At 43.2% G+C, this 23555-nt stretch carries 10 protein-coding genes; 3 read left to right on the top strand and 7 right to left on the bottom strand.

Annotation, left to right across the window (positions count from 1 at the left end; translation table 11 throughout):
• Position 1: 1 nt before the first annotated feature.
• The 3 genes from BM043_RS00405 to BM043_RS00395 all read right to left on the bottom strand — a co-directional run bounded on the left by BM043_RS00405 (position 2) and on the right by BM043_RS00395 (position 11545).
• The gene (locus BM043_RS00405) at positions 2–3151 is read right to left on the bottom strand and encodes a SusC/RagA family TonB-linked outer membrane protein (protein WP_177188393.1); all 3150 of its coding nucleotides are present in this window, start codon (positions 3149–3151) and stop codon (positions 2–4) included.
• 205 nt (positions 3152–3356) lie between these two features.
• Positions 3357–7373 carry a hybrid sensor histidine kinase/response regulator transcription factor gene (locus tag BM043_RS00400; protein WP_092788268.1) on the bottom strand — a complete coding sequence of 1339 codons (4017 nt, stop codon included), beginning with the start codon at positions 7371–7373 and terminating at the stop codon, positions 3357–3359.
• Positions 7374–7666: 293 nt separating this feature from the next.
• Positions 7667–11545, bottom strand: coding sequence for a glycosyl hydrolase (locus BM043_RS00395; protein ID WP_177188392.1), 3879 nt, complete (start codon positions 11543–11545; stop codon positions 7667–7669).
• Between the two features lie 308 nt (positions 11546–11853).
• Between BM043_RS00395 and BM043_RS00390 the strand changes: the two genes are divergently transcribed.
• Positions 11854–13290 (top strand): sulfatase, encoded by a 1437-nt coding sequence (locus tag BM043_RS00390; RefSeq protein WP_092788266.1) that lies wholly within the window; start codon positions 11854–11856, stop codon positions 13288–13290.
• 14 nt (positions 13291–13304) lie between these two features.
• Here the strand turns inward: BM043_RS00390 and BM043_RS00385 are convergent, their stop codons facing one another.
• A complete protein-coding gene (locus BM043_RS00385; protein WP_092788265.1) occupies positions 13305–14699 on the bottom strand; it encodes a sensor histidine kinase in 1395 nt (464 codons plus the stop codon).
• Between the two features lie 173 nt (positions 14700–14872).
• Positions 14873–15157 (bottom strand): hypothetical protein, encoded by a 285-nt coding sequence (locus tag BM043_RS00380; protein ID WP_092788264.1) that lies wholly within the window; start codon positions 15155–15157, stop codon positions 14873–14875.
• Between the two features lie 428 nt (positions 15158–15585).
• Between BM043_RS00380 and BM043_RS00375 the strand changes: the two genes are divergently transcribed.
• The gene (locus BM043_RS00375) at positions 15586–21960 is read left to right on the top strand and encodes a PAS domain-containing protein (RefSeq protein WP_092788263.1); all 6375 of its coding nucleotides are present in this window, start codon (positions 15586–15588) and stop codon (positions 21958–21960) included.
• Positions 21941–22366, top strand: a complete 426-nt coding sequence (locus BM043_RS00370; RefSeq protein WP_092788262.1) for a response regulator — start codon at positions 21941–21943, stop codon at positions 22364–22366. The genes BM043_RS00375 and BM043_RS00370 overlap by 20 nt, the downstream gene beginning before the upstream one ends.
• On the opposite strand, the gene BM043_RS00365 is transcribed toward BM043_RS00370, so the two are convergent.
• Both BM043_RS00365 and BM043_RS00360 read right to left on the bottom strand, forming a co-directional pair.
• Positions 22363–22797 (bottom strand): response regulator, encoded by a 435-nt coding sequence (locus tag BM043_RS00365; protein ID WP_092788261.1) that lies wholly within the window; start codon positions 22795–22797, stop codon positions 22363–22365. The two genes, BM043_RS00370 and BM043_RS00365, sit on opposite strands and share 4 nt — an antisense overlap.
• A 106-nt stretch (positions 22798–22903) precedes the next feature.
• Complete coding sequence (locus tag BM043_RS00360; protein WP_092788260.1) at positions 22904–23452, bottom strand: hypothetical protein; 549 nt, start codon at positions 23450–23452, stop codon at positions 22904–22906.
• Positions 23453–23555: the final 103 nt, after the last annotated feature.

Here is a 23555-nt window from a genome sequence, read left to right as displayed (position 1 = left end):
CTTAGAATTTAAGGTTGACACCAGCAGAGATTACTTTGTAAAGCGGGGTCGTCAAGTCGGTCGCACCACCACGCTGCCGTTCTGGATCAAAATTCTCCACTTTGGTAAACGTGAGCAGATTTTGTCCACTGACGAAGATTCGAGCTCGCTGCATCAAAGCCACTTTGGAAAGCTCGCTTGGGAATGTATATCCCAACTCGATATTTCGCAGTCTCAAATAGGACATATCCTGTACATAAAAGGTAGAGGTCACCGTGTTATTCACACCGCCCAATCGTGGGAGTGTCTCGGATGGATTTTCGGGTGTCCATCGATCAATCCAATAGGAAAGCGCATTATTCCGATCTCCTGGCATGGGCTGTTGACCATTGCCGTCGAGGATACGATCTATTCTGCCTACACCCTGAAATACCACACTTAAGTCAAAACCCGAATATTGGAGGTTGGCATTGATCCCATAGATCCACTTGGGGAAAGGATTTCCGATGACCGTACGGTCAAAAGCATCAATTACCCCATCAGGTTCTCCATCCGGTCCTGAAAGATCCGCATAGCGAAAATCTCCGGGAGCAGTTTGATTGTTTCCAAATTGTTGAGGAGAAGCATCCACTTCTTCCTGAGTTTGAAACACACCCTCCACTTGATAGCCGTAGTAGGCATTAAATGGCACTCCTATTCTGATAATGCTCTGACCAGAAATGGTCTCCTCCCCTCCAGGTCCCAAATCAGTCACTTCATTGTCTGCCATTTTGGTCACATTGGCACTGAGATTCATGGTCAATTTTCCGATAGTTTCCCGGTAGTTTACAGTCATCTCAATTCCGCTGTTTTCCATTCCGGCCGCATTTTGCGCAGCAAGATTAGTCACCCCGATTGAGCTTGGAATGGGGAAATTGGTGTAAAGAATATCCGAGCTCACCCGCTTGAAATAATCCGCGGTGATATTCAATCGGTTATCCAAAAGCGCAATATCGGCTCCGATATCAAATTGCTCTATGGTTTCCCAAGTAATAAAAGGATTGGCCAAAGAAGTCAAAGCTACTCCAGGTACAATGACGTCTTGTCCCAGATGATAATCCAGTCCTGTATTATAAGTCTGCTCAAAAATGTAATTTCCGATCCGGTCATTTCCACTCAATCCCCAGCTAGCACGAAGCTTCAGGTCAGAGAGAAAGCTGGAATTTTCCAAAAAGGATTCTCTCGCAATATTCCAACCTGCGGAAAGCGAAGGAAAGGTTCCGTATCGATTATTTGCTCCAAATTTGGATGAGCCGTCTCTCCGTACATTCGCCTCAAAGAGGTATCGCTCCTCGTAATTGTAATTGACTCGGGCAAAGAACGACTGCCAAGCTTCCTCAGAAGCACCTCCAGATACCGAGGGATTGAGAACTCCTCCCCCGTCAAACTCTTGGATGGCATCAGATGGAAATCCCTGCAAAGAACCATTAAAGCCATCCACTTTGTCATAAATAACCGAGTGACCGACTAAGAATCCTAAATTGTGTTTTCCTAGAATACTGGTATTGTAGCGTAAAATATTTTCATTCAATAAGCGATAGTTGAAGTTCAGGTTGTTGGAAAGTGAATTCAAATCGTTTTGATTGACCACATTACCTTCCCAGTCACGGGTGGTCAGCCTTGGGTTGAAATTGGAAATATTCGCAAAGTTGATGATGGCACTTCCACTGGTTTCGAAGAAAAGTCCCTCTGCCAACTTGGCCGTCAGCCCGATTCGCTCACTGATGTTGATATTGTCTCTGGAATAATCCCCCCGAGTCCCCGTCAAGAGTACATTGTTGATTGGAAAAGAAAAGTTGACGTTTTCATACGCGCCATCCACAATTCCAAACTCCCCATTTTGATAATATACAGGAACAGTGGGCGAAGAGCGCTGAAACTGATTGATGATCCCAGTTTCTCCGGTGATCGCACCGGCACCACCTGTTGGCCCCATAAATCTCGACCAGTAAGCATTGGTGACATTGGAAATAGTCAACCAGTCATTGGGTTTGACATTAAGGTTGATTCCTAAATTAACTCGATCTGATTTGAATTTTCCCTGTACTACTGCCTCTTGATTGAGGTAGCCAAGTGAAAGTCGGTACGTCATGCGATCAGTACCTCCGGATGCAGATAGATAATGATTCTGAATTGGTGCATCTCGCAAGGCTACCTGGGCCCAATTGGTATTGGCAAATTGATCGGGATTGCTGCCTGTGCGGATTGCTTCGATGTCGGCTTCCGAATAGCGAAGTGGAGCATCCGGTCCATTAACATTTCTTGTGCGTTCGTTAAATAATGTGGCGTAATCTACACCGTCTAAATATTCGGGCACTACAGTCACTCGCTGAAAACCAGTAAAGGCATTATAATCCACGGAGAATTTTCCTTTGGTTCCTTTTTTAGTAGTCACCACCAACACTCCATTGGCACCACGTGCTCCGTAAATCGCAGAAGCCGAAGCGTCTTTCAATACCGAAATGCTTTCGATATCTGAAGGAGCCAGATTATTGAACTCCGCCAAACCTTCATATTGAATATTGTCGATCACGACCAAGGGATTGGTGCCACCGAATGTACCGATTCCCCGAATGGTGATCGCCGAGCCATCCGAGCCCGGAAGCCCGGTTGATTGGGTCAGTTGTACACCGGAAAATTTTCCGTACATCAACTGGGCCGAATTAGTCACGGGAGTATTGACCGCATCATCAAACTTTAGCGTTTCGACAGCTCCGGTCATATTGAGCTTCTTCTGTTCGCCATAGCCTACGACCACGATTTCTTCGAGCAATTCCTCCGATTCCTCAAGGGTGATGTCAATCGTACTTTGATTGCCGACGATTACTTCTTGTTTGCTGAAGCCAATCAGACTAAAGACCAGCACGGATTCTGGGGAAGCTACAGAGATCGTGTATTCTCCATCGATATCCGTCACTACTCCATTGTTGGTATCTTTCTCAAGCACTACCACACCGGGCAAGGCTTCTCCATCAGGGGTCAAGACTTTTCCCTTGACATTCACCGCCTGAAACGCCCAGACTTGTGAAATCGAAAAGAAAATCAACCAAACCACCAGTAGGATTTTTTTATCAGAAAGGATCTTGACACGCTCCCTGCATGGCGTAGACCTCTCGCTTTTTTGATGTTCCATAGAAGGAAGATTTTGGGTTATTGATAAATTCATGCGACTAAGGTGGGTAAACTTAGCCTCAAAATCGGGGTACAAATCGAGCATTTCGGGGGCTAAATCACCCAGATTGGCCATTTAATGGTGTTTTTGAAATCTCAACCCAATTTGAACGGATAGGCCTAAAGCGCTGGAAAAAATGTGCTCAGAAGTAGGAATGAAAAAGATCTCACTTTGCCTTTTCGACAATCTTCAATTTATATTCTGAGGGAAGGCAGTCAAACTGCTGCTGAAAGGATTTTTTGAAATGTTTGTAATCATTAAAGCCAACCTCATAGGCCACCTGACTTAGTTTTATATTGCTTTGCAAAATTATCTGTGCCGCTTTTTTCAATCGCACCGAGCGAATAAATGCCGTAATCGACAGACCCGTCAGGGATTTGATTTTTCGGAAAAGGGTAGATTGACTCATAAAAAGCTGATCCACCATCATCTCGATTCCAAAGTTTTCATTTTGGAGATTTTCATTGACGAGTTGAATAGCCTTTTCGATAAATACCGCATCCATGTCCGTTTCGGTCGCTGTCTGCGTATCCGGCTCAAATCGAACTTTATTCAAATAATACTCCCGGAGTTTATTGCGGTTTTCGAGGATATTGGACACCCGCGTTTTGACGATTCCCGAATTAAACGGCTTGGTAATGTAATCCTCCGCTCCTGTTTTGAGACCTTCCATTTCGTAACTTAAGGATGTCCGCGCGGTCAGCAAAATCACCGGAATGTGAGAAGTCGTGATTTGACTTTTGACCTGTTGACAGAGTTTGATTCCGTCCATTCGTGGCATCATCACATCACTGATGATCACATCGGGGATTTCTTGGTTGATCAGTTCCCAAGCGGCGAGTCCGTCCTCAGCTTCCAAAATCTCATATTCTTCTTCCAGCAATCCTCTCAAATATTTCCGAATATCCTCATGATCATCCGCAATCAAAATCCGGGCTGATTTGGGCGATACTTCTATTTTTAAATCCCCCTGTTCTTTGATTTCGATTTCGGTGAGTAGATCTACTTTTTCTTCCTGAGTGTCGATGGATGGACTTTCTCCAGTTTCGACCGGCAGGAGAATTTTTACTTGGGTTCCTTTTCCTTTTTCGCTTTGAATGCTGATTTCTCCCTCGTGGAGATCGACAATATTTTTCGAAAAAGCCAATCCGATTCCGCTTCCGACAAGGTTGGAAGTTTCGGCATTTTGCACCTGATAAAACCGGTCAAAAACCCGCGCAGATTCCTCAGCACTCATGCCGATACCAGTATCCTCGATCGCAAGGGTAAGCTGCTCGGATTCTACGCGAAGCCGAACGTCAATTTTACCTCCTTGGCGGGTATATTTAAAGGCATTGGAAAGCAAATTGCACAGCACAATCTCCATCTGATTGCGGTCAAACTCCAAAGTGAGCTCATCTACATTAGATTCAAAGTGATAGGAAATTTGCTTTTGCGAAGCCAGATTTTGAAAACTCAAATAGACCTCTTTCGAAAATTCGACAAAATCCGCATAACTCAAATGAAGCTTCAAAAGCCCATGCTCGGATTTCCTGAAATCCAGCAGTTGATTGATCAGACGCAGCATTCGCTTGCTATTGGTCTCGACCAGCAGCAGTTTTTCTTTGACTGATTCTTTGAAATCAAATTGCTCCAAAAGCTCTGTCACCGGACTGAGAATCAAAGTCAGCGGAGTTCGGAATTCGTGAGAAATATTGGTGAAAAAGGTGATTTTGGCCTCGTTCAGCTCGTGTTCCTTTTCTTTTTCGATCTGAATAATCTGAAGTTCAGCTCTCAATTTGGCTTGACGAAGTGAGATGTATCGGATTAGAAATACGATCCCTAAAGCCATGGCTGCATAAAATACAAAAGCATACCATTGTAGCCAAGGTGGAGCCTGAATCGAAATCAAAAGCGATCGCACCGGACTCCAGTCCTGATTGTTTCGACTGGCCCGAATCATCAGTTCATAATCTCCCCATGGCAGTCCCGTAAAACTCAGTTGATTTAAGGTGCCCAGCTCCACCCATTCCTTGTTCATTCCCTTAAGCTGATAAGCATAGGCAACATTATCCGGCCCAAAGAAATCATTCACCGCAAAATTGAGAGAGAGGTGGTTTTGAGAATAATTCAGATTGATTTTTGAGGTATTCTGAATGGAGTTTTCCAAAATCACCGAGCTATCCACTTCGTCTCCGACATGGAGTGCTTGATTATTGACCGTCAGCTTGGTTAGGACCACCTCAGGTACATTAAAAACTTCTTCGATCTGATCAGGGACAAATGACACCAGGCCATTGGACCCCCCAAAATAAATTTGTCCGCTCTCATCCTGAAAAGAGGAACCACTATGAAATGAATTGATCAAGATACCGTCCTCGCGGTCGAAATTGATGAAATTTTTGGTTTCAGGGTTGAATTTGGTCACCGTTGTCGTGGTACTTAGCCAGAGATTTCCAGCGTGATCCTGCTCGATGGCACAGACAAAATCATTGACCATCCCCCTGCTTTTTTCATAGAAATCTTGAAAAATCATCTGATCTTCTTCCAAACCTACCGCAGCCAAACCTATCGGAGTCGCCAGGTACATTTGAGCCCCGTCAATCAACAAATCATTGATGATGTTGATATCCAGTTTTTCTCCAAAAATGGCTTCATGACTTAAAAATTGCTGAGTAGATTCATCAAAGCGATTGAGTCCAGAATAAGTCCCCAGCCAAATCCGGCCCTGTGCATCCTCTTTGATTTGGCTGATCCGATTGTTTTGGAGTTTTCGTTGGTCTTGGTTTTCATTAAAAATGAGCCAATCCCCAAAATTTGGGAAAGCAGAAAAATCCGCCATTTTCAGACCCGACTGCTGGGTCCCCACCCAAAGTCGCTCTTTGGAATCGACCAGCACTCCTGTGATTTTTTGGTCAGGTAAATAATGCTGGGCTTGATCTAGGTTTCCATTTTTGGCAATGTAAAGTCCTAATCCCGTCCCGATAAATAAGTAGTCCCGGTATTCGTAAAGGGTGTGTACCTTAGCCCGATTAATGGCTTTTTCGATTTGATAGCTGTTACCCAATCGATTGGAGTAGAGTCCTTCTGTGAGTGTCCCTTTGTAGGAGTCCCCATTTTGGGAGATTAGAAAAGCGGTAATATTCCGATCCGACAGGGTTTCGGATGGTGTCATGGTGGCAAAATTAAATCCTTTGTTTGGATACAGGATCAACGCTCCGCCGTGGGAAGTACCCAACCAAGCGATTCCGTTTTCGTCAATATCAATACTGAGTATGATCGAATAGTTGATGTTTTCGGCGGTTGAGCCTTGAGGATTGGTGTTGATTTTTCGAAAGTTTCCGACTTGCTCATCACTGATAAAGAGCCCATCCCCCCAGCTGCCGATCCACAGTCTCCCACGCTGATCCATCCCCAGGCTTTTGACAAAATTGGCAGAGATTCCTGTCTCATGGCGCTGGATTTTTTGACTTTCCTGATCAAATGAAGCCAAAATCACCTTTCGCTGCGCATTTCCGATCATCCATATTTTTTGCCTTTGGCTGTCTTCGATAAGATTGGAGGGCACCATTCCGGTAGAAAAACGAATGAGTCGGTCTTCCGAAGGGTCGAATTTCATCAATTCATGGCCGCTGATAAACCAAATATTCCAAAACTGATCGGCGATAATTTGTTGAACGGGCTGCTTGAATTGGAAATGTTCAGTGACCTTTTCGGTTTTGGGATCTAAAACAAAAACCCCATTTCCCCAAGTGCCAATCCAGATTTTCCCATCCTTGGATTGGTTGATTGCAATGACTCGGAGAGGCTTATCTGAAAAGTCAGAAAATGATTCGTTGAAGGATTGGATTTGGTTTTTTTGGGGATCAAGTTTAGAAAGTCCCCCGCCTTTGGTTCCGATCCAAATCATGTGCTCCCGGTCTTTGAAGAGGGTTTCGATGTTTTCATTTTCCAATTCCGGATAGGTAGGTCCCGGTTTGTATTCTGAAAAATCATACCCATCAAATTTGGTAATCCCTCCTTCGGTCGCAAAATACTTGAAGTTGTATTCATCGCTGACCACTTTGGTGACGTAATTACTGAGCAATCCACGTCTGACATTCAAGACGTCAATGGTGAATTCTTCGGCCCGGTTGTCCTGAAAGGAAAAAGCAAAAGAACTAAGGCTAAGCAGGAGCCAGCATGTGAGGATTAGAGTTCGCATCGAATGGGAACAGGGGTATTTTGGGTTTGTGGGTAATTTAAGTCTTTTTCAAGACTACAGACAGGAATTTTATAAGAAAGGATAGATCAATTTCACGTAATTCTTTTCTCATTCAGCTGCATGCACTAAACTACCAATCAATCCGCTCTATGCTGGGGGTGAAATCGGTCAAGCCTGAGGATGAATCATTCAGAAAGTGGAAAAAGAATTGAAATTGTGGCTTTCGGATAAAAAAAGTGCGGAAAAGCCGAGACTCTTCCGCACTTGGATTTTAAAAAGAACAGTTCAACCAGTTATTGCACAATCAGCTTTTTGCTTTGCCAGATATAGCCTTGCTTCAGCAAAACCACATAGAGTCCGGAAGGAAGTCCATCAAACAAGTCCATTTCATGCGTGCCCGACCCCAACATCTCCGTGAGGATGGTTTTGCCGTTTAGGTCTAGTACTTGAATCAGCGATTCTTGTCCGTCAAACTCAGGAACAGAAATATAAAGTGGGCTACCTTTTGAAATAGGATTGGGATAAATCATCCATTCTTTAGCCAGTTTTTCCGCTTCTGCTTCTTCCTCTGTAACTAAACGAAGGTTCTCAGTCTCCAAAGATCGAATAGCAATCTTGTCAATAAATGGAGCCATGGTACCATCCGGTTTGAATTCAATGGAATTATTTCCTGGGTTTAGTTCAACTTCGACAGTTTTGACACTAGTTTGGCCACTATTAAAACACCATTCACCAGAATCCTCAAAGCTCAAGTTTTCGGCAGCATCTTCATTAATGGACACATTCATGGTACGATTTACCGCAGACATATAGGTAATATCTAACAGGTAAGTTCCTGCTTGAGTGATGCTGATGTCAGAAAAACGAATGGCATTAGCTGTACTGGTAAATGCATTGACATGTTGGCCATTAGATGCAGTGATACAATTCACAATATTGACTCCGCCAATCAATTCTGCTTCCTCCGCTTCGAGAGAAATGGTTTCGAAAGCTGCTTTCTCCAATTTGATTTTATCCATAAAAGGGGCATCACCATTGAATGGAGTGACTTCTATGGTATTAATGCCAGAGTTGAGGTTTACTTCTACTTGATAGATTGCAGGTGATCCACCAGTACTACACCACTGTCCAGAAGAATTCACGGTTTGCTGTCCGATAAACTCTCCATTGACTACCAATCGGAACGAACGGGAGACCGCACTCATGTAGGTAATATTCAAATTATAGGTGCCTGCATCCTGAGCAACTATTTGGTCAAAACGCACTCCATTGGTATTTACATTACGCATATTGACCTGCTGACCATTGGATGAGGTAGCACAGTTCAAAATAATGGCATTCCCCAGAATAATAGCATCTTCTGCTTCAAATTCCAATTGCTCTTCGACTTGGGCGATGACATTGGGGTCTTCATTTTCAGGAAGTTTTCCTTTGCTGGCAAGCGCCAAGCGATCCACTTGAACATTCCCAGTTCCAAGGGCTATTCGAACTTCATGGGATCCAGCTCTTAAGAAATAGGAGAAGTTCCTATCCTCTGAATCATAGCTGTGGTAAAATTTATTCCAATACCACTCATACAGGGAATTTTGAAGACCTCCCCACTTCCGGAATTCCTCTCCATCAACTGAAATCCAAAGTGCTGCATCCGCTTCTTCTTTGGCTTGGATTTTGGCCCAAAACTCATATTCGTCGGCTTCTTCCACTTCCAGGTTAAAGGTCAAAATTCCCTTTGCGCCGGCTGGAACATCCAGTGACTGCTGATCTTCAAGGCTTTTCACCGCCAATCCACCGATCGCAAAATCATTGATTTCCAATTCCCACCAAGGGCCTTGATTTGCTTCCTCAGCTTCATAATACTCAATCAAATCCGTCAATACCTTGCCCCAAGCAAACTTTCCTGGAGTACAAGCACCTTCCTCTTGAAGCAACCCATCCAAGTCGCTTGGGCCATTGAGAATGGCGACTTGATCGAGCTGTATGCTGGCATTTGGAAACTCCAAAGTCAGCCGATGTCTTCCCACTCCAAGATCATAGAATCTTGGAATCTGAAACCACATAAACTCGGAACTATTAAACGGAGCCACTTGCTCCAGTTCATTCCCGTCAACGCCGATCCGCACAGCACCGGGGGTTCCTGCGACAGATTTTGACCGAATCCAAACTCGGTAATCATCGCCTTCTTCCAGATCAAACTCAAAATGGACTCGCTTGGCGTTTGGACTTTCTCCTTCTTTTCCTGGAGCTCCTTTGATATATTTTCCATTAGAAGCAGATTCGTCCTCGAGGATATTCCATTGATTCCCCAAATAATCCCCGCATTCCGCTTCGAAGGCGAGCACATTGACTGGAGTTTCGACAAATGGCTCGTCCATCTGCTCGAGATTGTTGGGAGCAGCATAGGTAGATAGTGGAATCGAAGGAGTGGATTGATGATTGAGATAGAGTTTTCCGATATTGGTCAGATTGTCATTATCGTCATAATAAAAAGCCGGCTCGACATCGTTTTGAGAATTTGCGGGATTGGGCTGAAAATAAGCATAGCGCTCCACATAATCCAAGCTTTCCAGATAAGGCAAGGCCAATTCTAAAAACTCCTCCTGAATGGCATTTCCTCGATTGGGGTTGGCATTAAATTCCGTGATCCAAATCGGCAAATTGTAAATTTGGTGTACGTTATTTAAGTAAGCTTTGAACCGGTTGAAAATATCCTGAGCATTGGCATTGGGACTGTTGGCTGGATTACTTCCCCAATCGTACCAGTGAACGGCTACGAAATCAAAGCGAACATCTCTTGCTTTGGCGATTTCATTGAACTCGCGAAGCCAGCCGGTAGGACCGTTTTCCCGCGGAGCGGGCGAACCCAAGCGCACACCCAAACCCATCAGATTTTCATAATAAGCGACAGCTACCGCAGGCTCACAAAGATTGTTGAACTGACCGGACTCTCCGTTACAATTATCCGACTCATTGAATCCCAAGACATGAGAAGGTTTCTTTTTATTGATCATGTTCTGGATATTAGCCGGAGATGCTCCTCCTGCCCCCCAGGCCATGGGTACGTAATCGTAATTGGGCCGGGAAACCTCACCCAGGCCCCAATTGTAATACCAACCGGCATCTAGCCCATCGTAAAATCCGCCGGTTCCTTTTTTAGTCACCCAGTTCCACGGCACCACACGGAGAAAACTCACATTCCCTTGCATGGCAGCTGGTAAATTGTCCACTGTCAAATCTTCCTCCGAGGCGATGTAAACTTTGCTCTTTCCCGTTCCATCCAGATTATTGGCCAAAGTGACCATAAATCCTCGCTTCAGCTCGAAAGAAGAAAGCGCATTATCACCCAAAGGAATTGCTCCACCTTTGTAAATCAAATCCTCTTGAAGTGTAGCACCAGCCCCCTCCTCGCCGGAGGTTGAAAAAACTGAAATCGGCGCAAAATCCGGATCCAAGGGACGAATGACCGCTCCTTTTTGATAGTATTGATTGATGCGGAAATTTTCATCCAGGACTCCAATTTCATTTGAAATCAAAATCTGGGAAAGCTGATCCTGCAGCTCAAGCGGATTGACATCGCTGACGTAAAGCCAGGAAGCCGGGTCAAGAAAATTAACCGAGAAGCTTGAGGTCCATACTTCATTTTGGGTTTTGACGGTGCTTTCTTCATCGAGTGACAAAACCCCTTGCTCGATACTTCCTTGTACTTCAAGTTGAGAAGTGATTGCTGTGATACCTTTTTGATTGCAGGCAAAGCTAATGTCTCCTAATGCGGTAATTTCCGCTCCCTCAATCCAAAGATTATAGGCTATTGCTTTTCCAGGTTCCAAGGTTCCGGCTTGGGGATGAGAGTCTTTTTGAGGATCCTGTGAATTGGGACAAATCTCCCAAGGTTCTGAATTCGCTCCGGGGAGACAGGCAGGCTTCGCAGATTCGCCACTTTCTCCATTCAATCCGGGAGGTATTGGCGCACTGGGTTTCTCTTGAGTGAGTCGCCAGTTCATTTCATCAAAGAAATCATCATTGGCTTCACCGGTCCAGTACAAATATTGGCCGGAGGAATTACAGGGATTTCCATTTCCAGTCGTCTTCTTTTGTGCAATTGAAGTTGCACAAATCCCGAAACCAACCAAAACGAAAATCAAGACTTTTTTCATTGACAAGTAATTGTGTTTCATGGTCTTTTGGGTTAAAGTTTTTGAATCGAAATCAAAGCTACCCTCGCAGCAAAAGAATCGGGGGTACAAATCATTCATTCCAAAAGTCATATCCTTCTAAAAAACTCATCGGATGAAGGCAAAAAAGTAAAAATCAAGGTGCAGCTCTCATCATATCATGAGAAGACCTATTCCGGACGATCTTAAAAATGGGTGAAATCATTCATTTCGAAGGACTGAACATTCAAAGGCCATGATTCCTGAAAATTCAATTAGGGATTTTCGAAAAGGAGTCTTAGTATTAATTTCCAATAACCACTCTTGTCATCATGTCTAAAAATCTGATCCTTTGCTTCAGTTTGATATTCACAGCTTTTCCATCTTTGGCTCAGCAGAGGGAAAAGCCCAATGTCATATTTATTCTGGCAGACGATTTTGGCTGGATGGACATGAGTAATGCGGGAAGCCAATTTTATGAAACGCCCAACTTGGACCGACTGGCAAAATCAGGAATAAAATTCACCCAAGCCTACACCGCTTCTCCGGTTTGCTCACCTACTCGAGCTAGCATCATGACCGGAAAATATCCCTCCAAAACCTACAATACGGACTGGTTTGGTGCTCCGCAGCCGGATGAAATCTCCCAGCATTGGACGCGAGACAAGCCGCTCAAACCCGCGCATTACGAGCCGAATATGGCTTTAGAAGAAAAAACACTGGCAGAGGAATTTCTGGATGCGGGCTATCGGACTTTCTTTGCCGGAAAATGGCATTTGGGCGAAACCGAGGAATTCTGGCCGGAAAATCAGGGATTTGAAATCAATAAAGGCGGAAATAGCAAAGGAGCTCCCTCCACCGGAAATAAGTACTTTTCTCCCTACAATAATCCCCGACTGGAAGATGGACCCGATGGAGAATACCTCCCCTATCGACTTGGCGATGAAACGGTGAATTTTATCAAAAAGCACAGCGATGAGCCATTTTTTGCTTATTTGGCTTTTTATGCGGTGCATACTCCTCTCATGACCACACCTGAATTGGAAGAAAAATATATAAAAAAACGGACAGAAATGGGTTTGGAAGATCGCTTCGAACCCGAATGGAATAATAAAAACCGAACTACCCAAGCGAATGCTATCTATGCGGGAATGGTCGAAGCTATGGATCAGGCCATCGGAAAAGTACTCGACGAAATCGAAGCGCAAGGCTTGGAGGAAAACACTCTGATCGTTTTCTTTTCAGACAATGGCGGCCTATCCACCGCAGAGGGAAGTCCCACAAGTAACCTGCCGCTGCGCGCTGGAAAAGGTTGGCTATATGAAGGTGGAATTCGTGTGCCGCTAATCATGAATTGGGCGGGGGAATTGCAGGAAGGGAAAGAAATCCAAACTCCGGTCATTTCCATGGATCTGAAGCCTACGATTTTGGATATGGTAGGAATAGGCGGAGAAGCCGAAGATGAAGACGGCAAAAGTTTGAAAAATCTAATTACTGATTCTGGAAAACTGGGAGATCGACCGCTTTTCTGGCATTATCCACACTATGGAAATCAGGGAGGCAACCCGGGTTCGGTGATTCGAAAAGGTGACTGGAAGTTGATCTATTTTTATGAAAGTCAGCAGGTAGAATTATACAATATCAAAAATGATATTGGGGAAAAGCAAAATCTTGCTGCAAAAGAACCACAGCTAGCCGCTGACCTCAGGACACAGCTATTTGAATGGCTGATCGCTACCAAAGCAGCTTTGCCGAGGCCTAATCAATAACCCTTAGCTAGCAATCAATTCTCGACGAGGTTCATATCCGCTATCGGGTAATCCTCGCGGAGGTGCTTGGGGATAGAAACAAAAACTGTGGTCCCTTTTCCAAAAACTGATTCCACCCATACCTCGCCTTGCAAGGCTTCCACTGCTCGTTTTACGATAGGAAGACCAAGACCTATTCGTTTGCGCTTGTAGTTTTGGATTGGGATTCGTTTGTAGGCCAAAAAGATTTTATCAATCTGCTCCTTTTCTATCCCTATTCCATTATCACCAAACTCAAAAACCAACTCATTTTTCAATTCAGTAAAAGCTATCTCAATTTTATTTTCCTCAGTTGGTTTAGAAAACTGCACCGCATTCATCAGAAGATTGGTGAATATGGCCGTAATCATATCCTTATCCGTTTTTAAATTAGGTAGTGATCCTACTTCAATGTGCACCGAATAGGTTTCGATTTCCCGCTTGTGGGTGAGAATGATCTCCTGAACTAGTTGATTGAGATCGATAGCTTCTACTTTCCATTCGGATTTTTCAGCGATGGAAAATTCCCAAAGCCGCATCACGATATCCCGCACATCCTTTTCGCCTTTCATGGCAAAATCAATAAAGGTCAGCCCCTTTTCATCCAATCGATCGTAATATTTATCCTTGATTCGCTTCAGAAAAGCGGAAATCATCCGTAGCGGTTCTTGGAGTTCTTGAGAGGTCACTTTGACCAATTGCCCCATACTGAGATTATAAAATTCCAGTTTCTTCAGAGAACTATCAAGCCGCTTGTTACTCTGTTCTAATTGCTCCATCAAGTTTCGCTGCAGTAGTAGATTTTCTTCCATTTTTTGAAGAAGCAAGGGAAGAAGAATCGCAATGATCGCATTGACAAAAAAGACATTGAGAATCACCGCCAAAAAGGGAATAAATGCTATTTTTTGATCTTCAGGAATAGAAGCCCAAGACATTCCCTGGGCCAAATAATAAAGAAGACAAACCAATAGACTGACACCGATTGACAATTTCCAAAAGGACCTAGGCAAAAGCAAGGCAGTGAAAACGGCGCCACCCACAAGGTACATCAATCCAGGCCCCAAAAGTCCCAGTTCAATCATCAGTACCGTTGCTAAAAAATAAATCAAGAAGATAAAAAGGGATTTTTTCACCTTCACATTTGGCCACGGACTAAAAGCTATGATCCCCAAAACACCCATCAGGAAAATATCACTTCCAATCAAAAACCATCGCTCCTCCAGATATGCCACATACAACCCCGGAAAAAACACCACCAAACTAAATGGAATCAAATAGATCAGAGTGATATAAAAAAGTTGGTTTTGCCAAAAAGTCAGCCCTTGGACAGTCAGGTCCTTAAGGTCTAAATTATTCCAAATGACTTTTTTGTACGCATTCCAAAACCTCATCTGAAAAGCTGGGTAAATGTGCTTAGAATTATTTCTTATGCAAGAATCACTTATTACTCGCAACCCTTGCGTAAAAGTTAAGAATAATTCACTGGTAAATTGAATGTATTGCGGATTAATAAAATTGATCCTTCAAAACGATACCAATACCTACCAATAAAAATTAATCGAAATCAAAATTTTGCTTTCCGCTTTTCATTCATTTGCCTATCTATTTCCTCCAGCAAGGCAATCATTTTTATTCGGTTTTCTTTTTTGTAAATATCAAAACCTAGTGAAGCAAACTGCTGCTGAATAAATTTAAGTGCATTGTAAGGCGTAACGGTGATTTTATTAAAAGCGGCTTCTTCTGGAGTCATTATATTGTTATACATATCCAGTAAGACAATACCATTATCGGATTTTTGCAATACCTCCACGGCATTATTTATTACTTTTGACCAATCGGGATTCATCATTTTTAGGGGGATTGAGAAATCGTATAAAAATCGATAAGTCAAATATCTCTAAAAATTGCAACATGCACAATATGATTCTTTTATTTAATTTCAGTTTAGTTTCCACTCAGAAATCCATCCGGGACTTTGGATTAATCATGGTTCTTAAGATAGTCCTTTTTCGTCGTTACTTTTAGCTATCTTATTCCTTGAACTAAAAACGGATATGGAGTAATATAATTTTTTCCAATTACGGAAAAAGCATTTTTTCCCATTTTACGACTTCAAAAGGCTGATCAAGGCTGAGTCGATAATCGCATGAAAAAGCACTTCACTGATATTTTATCAGACTTCAAAATGTTTTCGATATTAGCTCTCTTTAATTTTTCTAAAATATCCTTACATTGAAGATAAAATACCAAACACACTTTTTTATTCACGGAAATAGCATGACGGATTCTGAAAAAAATGGCAAACCTGATTCTACACTAGAAAAGCTCATAGATACCTCTTCAGAAAGGGAATTTGATGATATCGTATCACTGGCTAGTGAGCTCTGCCAAGTCCCCTATGCCTTTATCTCCTTTTTTATCAATGGCAGACAGGTTTTTAAAGCCAGTAAAGGCATAAAACATCCTGCCATGTCGATTAAAAAATCCCTCTGTCGGGAGCTTTTGGATAAACCGGGCGACATCACTGTCTTGGAGGATATTAAAAAAAATCCCAGTTATCTGGATCATCCCCTTGTCAACACTGCGGACGGGGTGGCTTTTCATGCAGGAGCTCCACTCATAGGAAGTAAAGGTGAACTGATTGGTAGTATTTGTGTCATGGATCAAAAGCCCCGCAAACTCTCCGACACACAGCTCCAAGGATTACAAAAACTCGCTTCCCAGGTTGTTCATTTACTGGAACTCAATCAGCATAAAGCCCAATTGGAGAAAATCAGGAATGAACTTGAAAAAGAGCACCTTCGCCTACATAATATTATTCTAGCCACCAAGGTCGGTACTTGGGAATGGGATATTGCCAAAAATGAACTGAATTACAGTGAGAGTTGGGCAGAAATGATCGGCTACACTCTAAAAGAATTGGGGGAAATCACCCGTGAAACCCGATTGAGATTTATTCATCCAGAAGATTTGGAAACGTCCGATCTCTGGCTGGAAAGCTGCCTCAAAGGCAAAAACCAAGTTTATGAATGTGAGGTCCGGATGAAGCATAAAAACGGTTCCTGGATTTGGGTTTTGGACCGCGGGCAAGTGATGGATTGGGATGCGGAAGGCAAACCCGTTCGGATGTTTGGGACGCATACAAATATTACGGGGCAAGTTATTGCAAATCAGGAGATAATTAAACGTGAAAAACGGTTCAGGACGCTAGTTGAAAACAGTGATGAAGCCGTTGCCATTTTGGGTTTAGACGGAAAACCAACTTACGTTTCCCCATCTATTCATCGGGTGTTGGGTTATTCTGAATCCGAGGCGATGAAAATCAGTCTGGACAAACTTGTCCACCCGGATGATTTTGCTGGAGTAGAAAAACAACTTCAAGAAGCCTTAACCAAGCCTGGGAAATCTCTTTCCGGTCATACTGCTCGCGTACAGCACAAAAATGGCTCCTGGAGATGGGTTTCTGCGACGATCACCAATATGCTTCATGACCCGGTCATCAATGGGATTGTCGATAATTTTAAGGATATCACGGCCGAATATCTCGCTAAAGAAAACCTTCAAAAAAGTGAAAAACGATTCAAAGCGCTTGCTCAGGAAGGTGCTGATTTGGTAGCCGTTTTGGACGAAGACGGAATATACAAATACCTTAGCCCTAACTATGAGTCCTTCCTGGGATTACCTATTGCCAAACTGATCGGGAAGAACGGTACTGAGTTTATCCATCCCGAAGATCTGGAAGAAGTAAATCGGGATTTTTCAAATATAGGAACCCAAAAGCAAATCAAGGAAAAACCCTTTCGGCTAAAGCATCAGCATGATGGCTGGCGTTGGCTCCAAAGCGTAGCTACCAATCTGCTGGATGATCCCGATATCGAAGGTATCGTAGTCAATTCCGTGGACGTCACCGAGGTGATTCATGCACAAAATCTCCTCAAAAAAAGCAATGAACGTTTTCAGCTCGTCATGCAAGCCGGTTCCGAGAGCATCTGGGACTACGATCCAAAAGATCATTCCCTTTTCTTGGGAGATGGCTTTCGCAAAAGCTTCAACTTTCAGGTTAAATCGGAAGAAGAGAATAATGATTTGATCAACAATTCCATTCACCCAGAGGATAAAGAAAGGGTCCTAAACAGCTTTAGAGCTGCCCTTAAAAACAAAAACCAGGAAGTCTGGGAAATGGAGTTTCGACTTTTGCGGGGACCTCAAGACTACGCGTATGTCTATGATAAAGCCATCATACTAAGGGATAAAACAGGAAAAGCCATTCGCGCCGTGGGAGCGATGCGGGACATCAGCCGGGAACATTACTTCAGAACTTTGGAAGCCATCGAAAAGCAAGCCATGGAAGCCAGCTTTAAAGAGAATGCATCCGAAAAAGAAATTTTTGATCAATTGATACTCCAACTCGAAGGCTTGATCCCGGATCTCAAAGGATCCATTATTCGGATCAAAGATGATAAACTCCGCAACCTGAGTTCTCCCTCCCTAGCAATCGAATATATTGCTGAAATCGAAGGAAAGCCTATTGGGTTGAACCAAGGCTCTTGTGGCACATCAGCCTTTCTCAAGGAAAATGTCATAGTAGAGGATGTCCAAAAAAGCCCTTATTGGCAAGATTTCAGAGAATTGGCCAAACGCCATCAAATCGGTGCTTGCTGGTCCTTCCCGGTGGTTTCGGCAGGATCTCAGGTCATCGGGACAGTTGCTTACTATTTCCCCTACCCTAAGTCCGCATCTCCTAAGGAACTGGAAACTTTGGAACGGACTCACCGACTCGTGTCCATTTTGATGGCTAAGTTTGATTACTTGGAGAAAATCCGAAGCTCAAATGAGCGATACGAATATGTCAACAAATCTACCAATGAGGCTATTTTTGACTGGGATGTGGAGAAAGACATTTTTACTTGGGGAGAAAGTTTCACCCGGGTTTTTGGCCATCAGATCGATTTAGAGGATTTCACCCTGGAGCATTGGAGCAAGCTGATGCACCCAGAGGATGGAGGAAAAAAAGAAAAAGAATGGGAGGAATTCATCAAAAATCCCCATCAGTCCCGATGGGATAATACCTTCCGTCTTTTGAAAGGAGATAATACCTATGCCTTTGTGGAAGAAAAAGGATTTATGATCAGGGATGCATCTGGAAAAGCCATCCGAATGATCGGGGTACTCAGAGATCAAACTCAGCTTTACATCGAACAAGAGCAAAAAGAACTGAAAGCCAAGATCTCGGAGTCATTTAAATCGAATCAAAGCCTGAAAAAAACCTATCCTATAATCTGTCAGCTCATTGCGGAATTCGGAAATTTTGAAATTGCTGAAATCTGGCTGAAAAGCTCCAATCGAGCCCAGCTCAAATTGGTTGGGAAAAGCCTTAAAGACAACAAATATTCATCTATTTATAAAAATGACCTTGCCATCACTGAATTGACTCGTGGCCAAGGTCTTCCTGGAGCAGCCTTAAAATCAGGAAAGGTTCAGGTCTGGAATCATCTGGAAAAAAACACCGATTTCATTCGGTCAAAATCCGCCGAAGAACTTGGGTTGAAATCCGGCATTGGGATTCCCATCGAATCTGACAGAGAAATGATCGGGTCCTTTGTCATTCTTTCCAGCTCAGATCTTGAAAAAGACCACAATACCCAGTCCATTCTTCAGATCATCCAAGAAGTCTTGGGAAAAGAAATCGAGCGAAAACAGCAAGAGGAAGAGCTCATGGAGTTTTTTGAAAATGCCCCTGATATCCTAGCTATCGCCTCACCCAACGGATACTTCACCAAAGTCAACCCTGCCTTCTGCCAAATCATGGGCTACTCGGCAGAAGAGCTAACCCATACTCCCTTTGTCGAATTTGTCCATCCGGATGACCTGACCAATACCAATAAGGAATACAGTGAAACTAAAACAGGGGATCGCTTAGCGCGTAACTTTGTCAATCGGTATCGGACCAAATCAGGAGAATACCGCTTTATCTCTTGGAGCTCCTCGGGAATCTTTGGCAGCGACTCTAATGTATTTGCCTTTGGTCGGGATATCACTGAGCTCAAAAAACTGGAGGAATTGCTCCACAATGCCTCCAAACTCTCCAAAGTAGGTGGATGGGAGGTCAATCTTTTGAAAAATGAGATCAAGTGGTCATGGATGACTCACGACATCCACGAAACTGATCAAAACACTCCACTTACTATCGATAATGCAATAGAATTTTATAGAAAAGAATATCGGGAAATGGTCAGTGAAAAGGTTCAAAAGGCTATTGAAACTGGAGAAAACTTTGAATTTGAAGCCCCAATAATTACCTCAAAAGGAAAAGAACGCTGGATAAGATCGATTGGTGAGGCGGAATTTGTGGATGGGAAATGCATTCGGGTTTTTGGTTCGATTCAGGATATTCACGAACGGAAAATGGTGGAGATGCGCTTCAAGAGCGTTTCGGATAGCGTTCCCGGAGTCATTTTCCAATACGTTTTATTTCCTGACGGGAGCAATAAGCTTCGAAACGTCAGTCGCGGTTCCCACAAAATCTGGGGATTGAGTCCTGAAGATTGCGAGCGGGACAGCAGTTTGGTTTGGACTCAGGTGGCCATGGGTGGAGATTTCGATAACCTGCAAAAAAGCATCGAAGATTCTGCCCGCAACCTCAGCAACTGGAGCTGTGAATGGAGGGTCCTTTCTCACGATGGTAAAATCCGCTACCTCAAAGGAGTCGGTACTCCGCATCGCATGGCTGACGGCAGGATTATTTGGGACAGCTTAGTCATGGATACTACTGACCAAAAAAACCTGGAAAACCTACTGGAACAATCCGCAAGAATGGCCAAAATCGGCAGTTGGGAAGTAATTCCTGACGCAGAACCTTTATTGCTCCAATGGTCCAACACCACCCGGGAAATATTGGAATCCGACAAGCAGGGAATCGAACTTGATTTCGCTTATTCATTCTATCAGGGGGAATATAAAAATCATGCCCGAGAGGCCATGGAGCGATTGATTCGTTTTGGAGAGGGTTTTGACATCGAGTTGCTGCTGACCACACCAAGGGGGAATTCCAAATGGATTCGCTGCATCGGAAATGCTCAGGTCGTCAATGGATTGGTGCTTAGGGCTTATGGAAGTTTTCAGGATATTCATGATCGAAAAGTCGCTGAAATTGATTTGCAGGAGCTTTTGGAAGAGCGGAATACTATTCTTGAGAGTATTGGGGATGGATTTTTTGCACTGGATCTCAAGTTCAACGTGACCTATTGGAATTATAAAGCTGAGCAGATGTTGAAGATTTCCCGAGAATCAATTTTAGGGAAAAATCTTTGGGATGTTTTCGATGATGAAGCAAATCCAGTTTCCCGTGACTTTTATCAAAAGGCCATGAGAACCGGGAACGTTCAGCATTTTGAGGACTATTTTGCCAAGCTTGAGCGCTGGTTTGATGTTTCGGTTTTTCCCTCAGAGATGGGACTTACCGTGTATTTTAAAGATGTCACCAGTGAAAAATTAGCCAAGGCAGAATTGGAAGCTTCCAATGAGCGCTTTGAACTGGTAGCCGAAGCAACTAATGACGCGATTTGGGATTATGACATCCAAAATGATCAGCTCTTTTGGGGAAAAGGATTCCTGACGCTTTTTGGCTACGATCCGGATATTTTCCAACCCCGATTTGAAAAACTCATCGGATTGATTCATCAAGAGGACAGGCCTAGAATCGTGGATAAAATTGAAGAAATGATGAAAGGATCGGAATCCAATCATTGGATCGAGGAATACCGGTTTTTGAAATCAGATGGCACTTATTCTTTTGTCACAGACAGAGCCTCATTTATTCGAAATACGAATGGCGTCCCCATCAGGGCGATTGGGGCTATGACGGATATCACCGAGCGAAAATCCTACGAGGAATCCCTCAAGCGACTCAATGAAAATCTGGAAAAACAGGCAAAGGAACTGGCGATTTCAAATTCCGAACTCGAACAATTTGCCTACATCGCCTCCCATGATTTGCAGGAACCGCTTCGGATGGTTTCCAGCTTTCTAACCCAACTGGAGCGACGCTATCAAGACCAACTGGATGAAAAAGCGCTTCGCTACATCGATTTTGCCAAAGGCGGGGCAGTAAGAATGCGTCAGATTATTTTGGATCTTTTGGAATTTTCACGCGTTGGCAAACAAGAGGAGGAAATCAAACCCATCGATCTCCAGGAGCTTGTCAAAGAAGTTGGGCTACTCCAAAAGCGGGTGTTGGAAGAAAAAAACGGGCAACTCATCTTTGATGGACACCCGAAAGTGAAGAGCTACCCTTCACCACTTCTACAGGTCCTTCACAACCTTATCGGCAATGCTATCAAATATAGTAAACCCGATGTCCCTCCGATCGTAGAAGTCACCTGTAAAGAACTTGCCACTTATTGGACCATTTCAGTTTCTGACAATGGTATCGGTATCAAATCCGATTACTTTGATAAAATTTTTGTTATTTTTCAACGCTTACACCGAAAAGAAGAATACAATGGGACTGGAATGGGGCTGGCAATAGTTAAAAAAATAATAGAAGGCTTGGGCGGAAAGATCTGGGTCGAATCAACACTAGATGTAGGAAGTACTTTTACTTTTACCTTACCTAAAAAACCATACGAAGAAAATGCACATTTTACTGATTGAGGATAATGAGGGTGATATTTTATTGATCCGGGAGGTACTTTCAGATCGTCCCTTTATCAAAAAAATATCAGTGGCAACTAACGGTCAAGAAGGGATTGATTTTGTGACCAAAAAAGGTGCCTTTAAGGAAGAAGTCAGTCCCGATTTGATTTTATTGGATATCAACCTGCCCCTCAAAAATGGACATGAAGTTTTGAAAACGCTGAAAAACAACAACAAGACCAGGCATATTCCGATTATCGTCCTCACGACTTCTTCTTCTCCTGATGACATCAAAAAAAGCTACCAGTCTTTTGCCAATCTTTACATCACCAAACCCGTCGATATGGAGTCGTTTGACGATGCAGTCAGTGCCATAGAGGGTTTTTGGTCAGAAATGGTAAAATTACCGAGTGCTTCAGCCTAAATTTCGGGATTGACTTTGGCCAAATAATCATCCAATATGCCCCGAATGCCATTTTTATTCATCGGCTTGTGATAGTACCCTTTGACCATGGGATAGGATAAACCCCGGTTTCGCTCTTCCAGTGAGATAGAGCTCGTCAGAATTACAATGTAATATCCCAATTGGATGGAATGATCCAATTGTGAAAAAGCCTCCAAAAATTCCCAGCCATTCATATCCGGCATATTGAGATCCAACAATACCAAATTGGAGAAATCCGGTCTTGCCTCATCTTTTTGATCCATGATATTTTGAAGCAATTCTCTTCCCGTATAGAACGATTGGAAAGGTACGTTTACCTCAATTTTTTTAAGATTTTTCTTAGCTATCAGATGAAAAGCCGGGTCATCGTCCACCAAGATTATTTTGTTTAAAAATTCCGATTCCGCCATATTTACTAAAGGATAACAAAGACAAAATTGAGATTTTTTTTCATGCTATCAATCGAAAAAATCATTAAAAATCAAATAGTTAAACCATAAGTTTCTTTCCAGATACTTACTCTTTTCCACTACTCCCTTTAAACTGATCTTCTTTGTATGCAAACAGCACATTAAAGGTGGTCAATGAACCATAGCATCGGGTAATGTATTGCTGAAGGTGCACCCGGTCTTCGTCATCTAGTTTGGGGTGGTTGTTGATATTTTGCTCCAAAACCCGAAGCTTCTCTCTCACCATGACAATTTTATGAAAAAAAGAATCCATCGGGATTTCCTTGCTTTGAAGGCTTGGATCACCCGGCAAAATATTGATTGATCCCCCGATCCACTTTCCTCCCAAAGGCACAATCGGTGCTCGTTCCGATGTAGCAATCAGAGCCTCCCGTATTGCCCTCTCCACATCGCGCATCGTCAGCATGGGAAAATCCGGTTTTTTGGCCTCCTCTACGGTAAAGCCATCAAAATCTCTAGCGAGTAGTTTGATTTCCTCAGATTGGTAAAAGTAAATTTTGTAAAATTTTTCATCGACAGAAAGGATCATTCCCGAACCAAATTTCGGATGGGCGATTTTACTTCCGGGAGCCAGTTCGTCTGCTGATATAGTCATGGTAAATTTTAAGTTTGAAAGAAGGTCAAGTGAAAAGCAATACAAAATTTATCTAAGTAAAAATAATTCCTTTGAACCAATTTGAAACGAAACTTTGCAATAT

The organism is Algoriphagus hitonicola (assembly GCF_900113375.1).
GTDB classification, from domain to species: domain Bacteria; phylum Bacteroidota; class Bacteroidia; order Cytophagales; family Cyclobacteriaceae; genus Algoriphagus; species Algoriphagus hitonicola.
Note: the sequence above shows the minus strand (reverse complement) of the source record. Positions and strands in the feature narration are given on the sequence as shown.

Bases quoted from the DNA above. Each gene is read 5' to 3' on its own strand.
- BM043_RS00405 (WP_177188393.1), bottom strand. From the start codon at position 3,151: ATGGAACATCAAAAAAGCGAGAGGTCTACGCCATGCAGGGAGCGTGTC.
- BM043_RS00400 (WP_092788268.1), bottom strand. From the start codon at position 7,373: ATGCGAACTCTAATCCTCACATGCTGGCTCCTGCTTAGCCTTAGTTCT.
- BM043_RS00395 (WP_177188392.1), bottom strand. From the start codon at position 11,545: ATGAAACACAATTACTTGTCAATGAAAAAAGTCTTGATTTTCGTTTTG.
- BM043_RS00390 (WP_092788266.1), top strand. From the start codon at position 11,854: ATGTCTAAAAATCTGATCCTTTGCTTCAGTTTGATATTCACAGCTTTT.
- BM043_RS00385 (WP_092788265.1), bottom strand. From the start codon at position 14,699: ATGAGGTTTTGGAATGCGTACAAAAAAGTCATTTGGAATAATTTAGAC.
- BM043_RS00380 (WP_092788264.1), bottom strand. From the start codon at position 15,157: ATGATGAATCCCGATTGGTCAAAAGTAATAAATAATGCCGTGGAGGTA.
- BM043_RS00375 (WP_092788263.1), top strand. From the start codon at position 15,586: ATGACGGATTCTGAAAAAAATGGCAAACCTGATTCTACACTAGAAAAG.
- BM043_RS00370 (WP_092788262.1), top strand. From the start codon at position 21,941: ATGCACATTTTACTGATTGAGGATAATGAGGGTGATATTTTATTGATC.
- BM043_RS00365 (WP_092788261.1), bottom strand. From the start codon at position 22,797: ATGGCGGAATCGGAATTTTTAAACAAAATAATCTTGGTGGACGATGAC.
- BM043_RS00360 (WP_092788260.1), bottom strand. From the start codon at position 23,452: ATGACTATATCAGCAGACGAACTGGCTCCCGGAAGTAAAATCGCCCAT.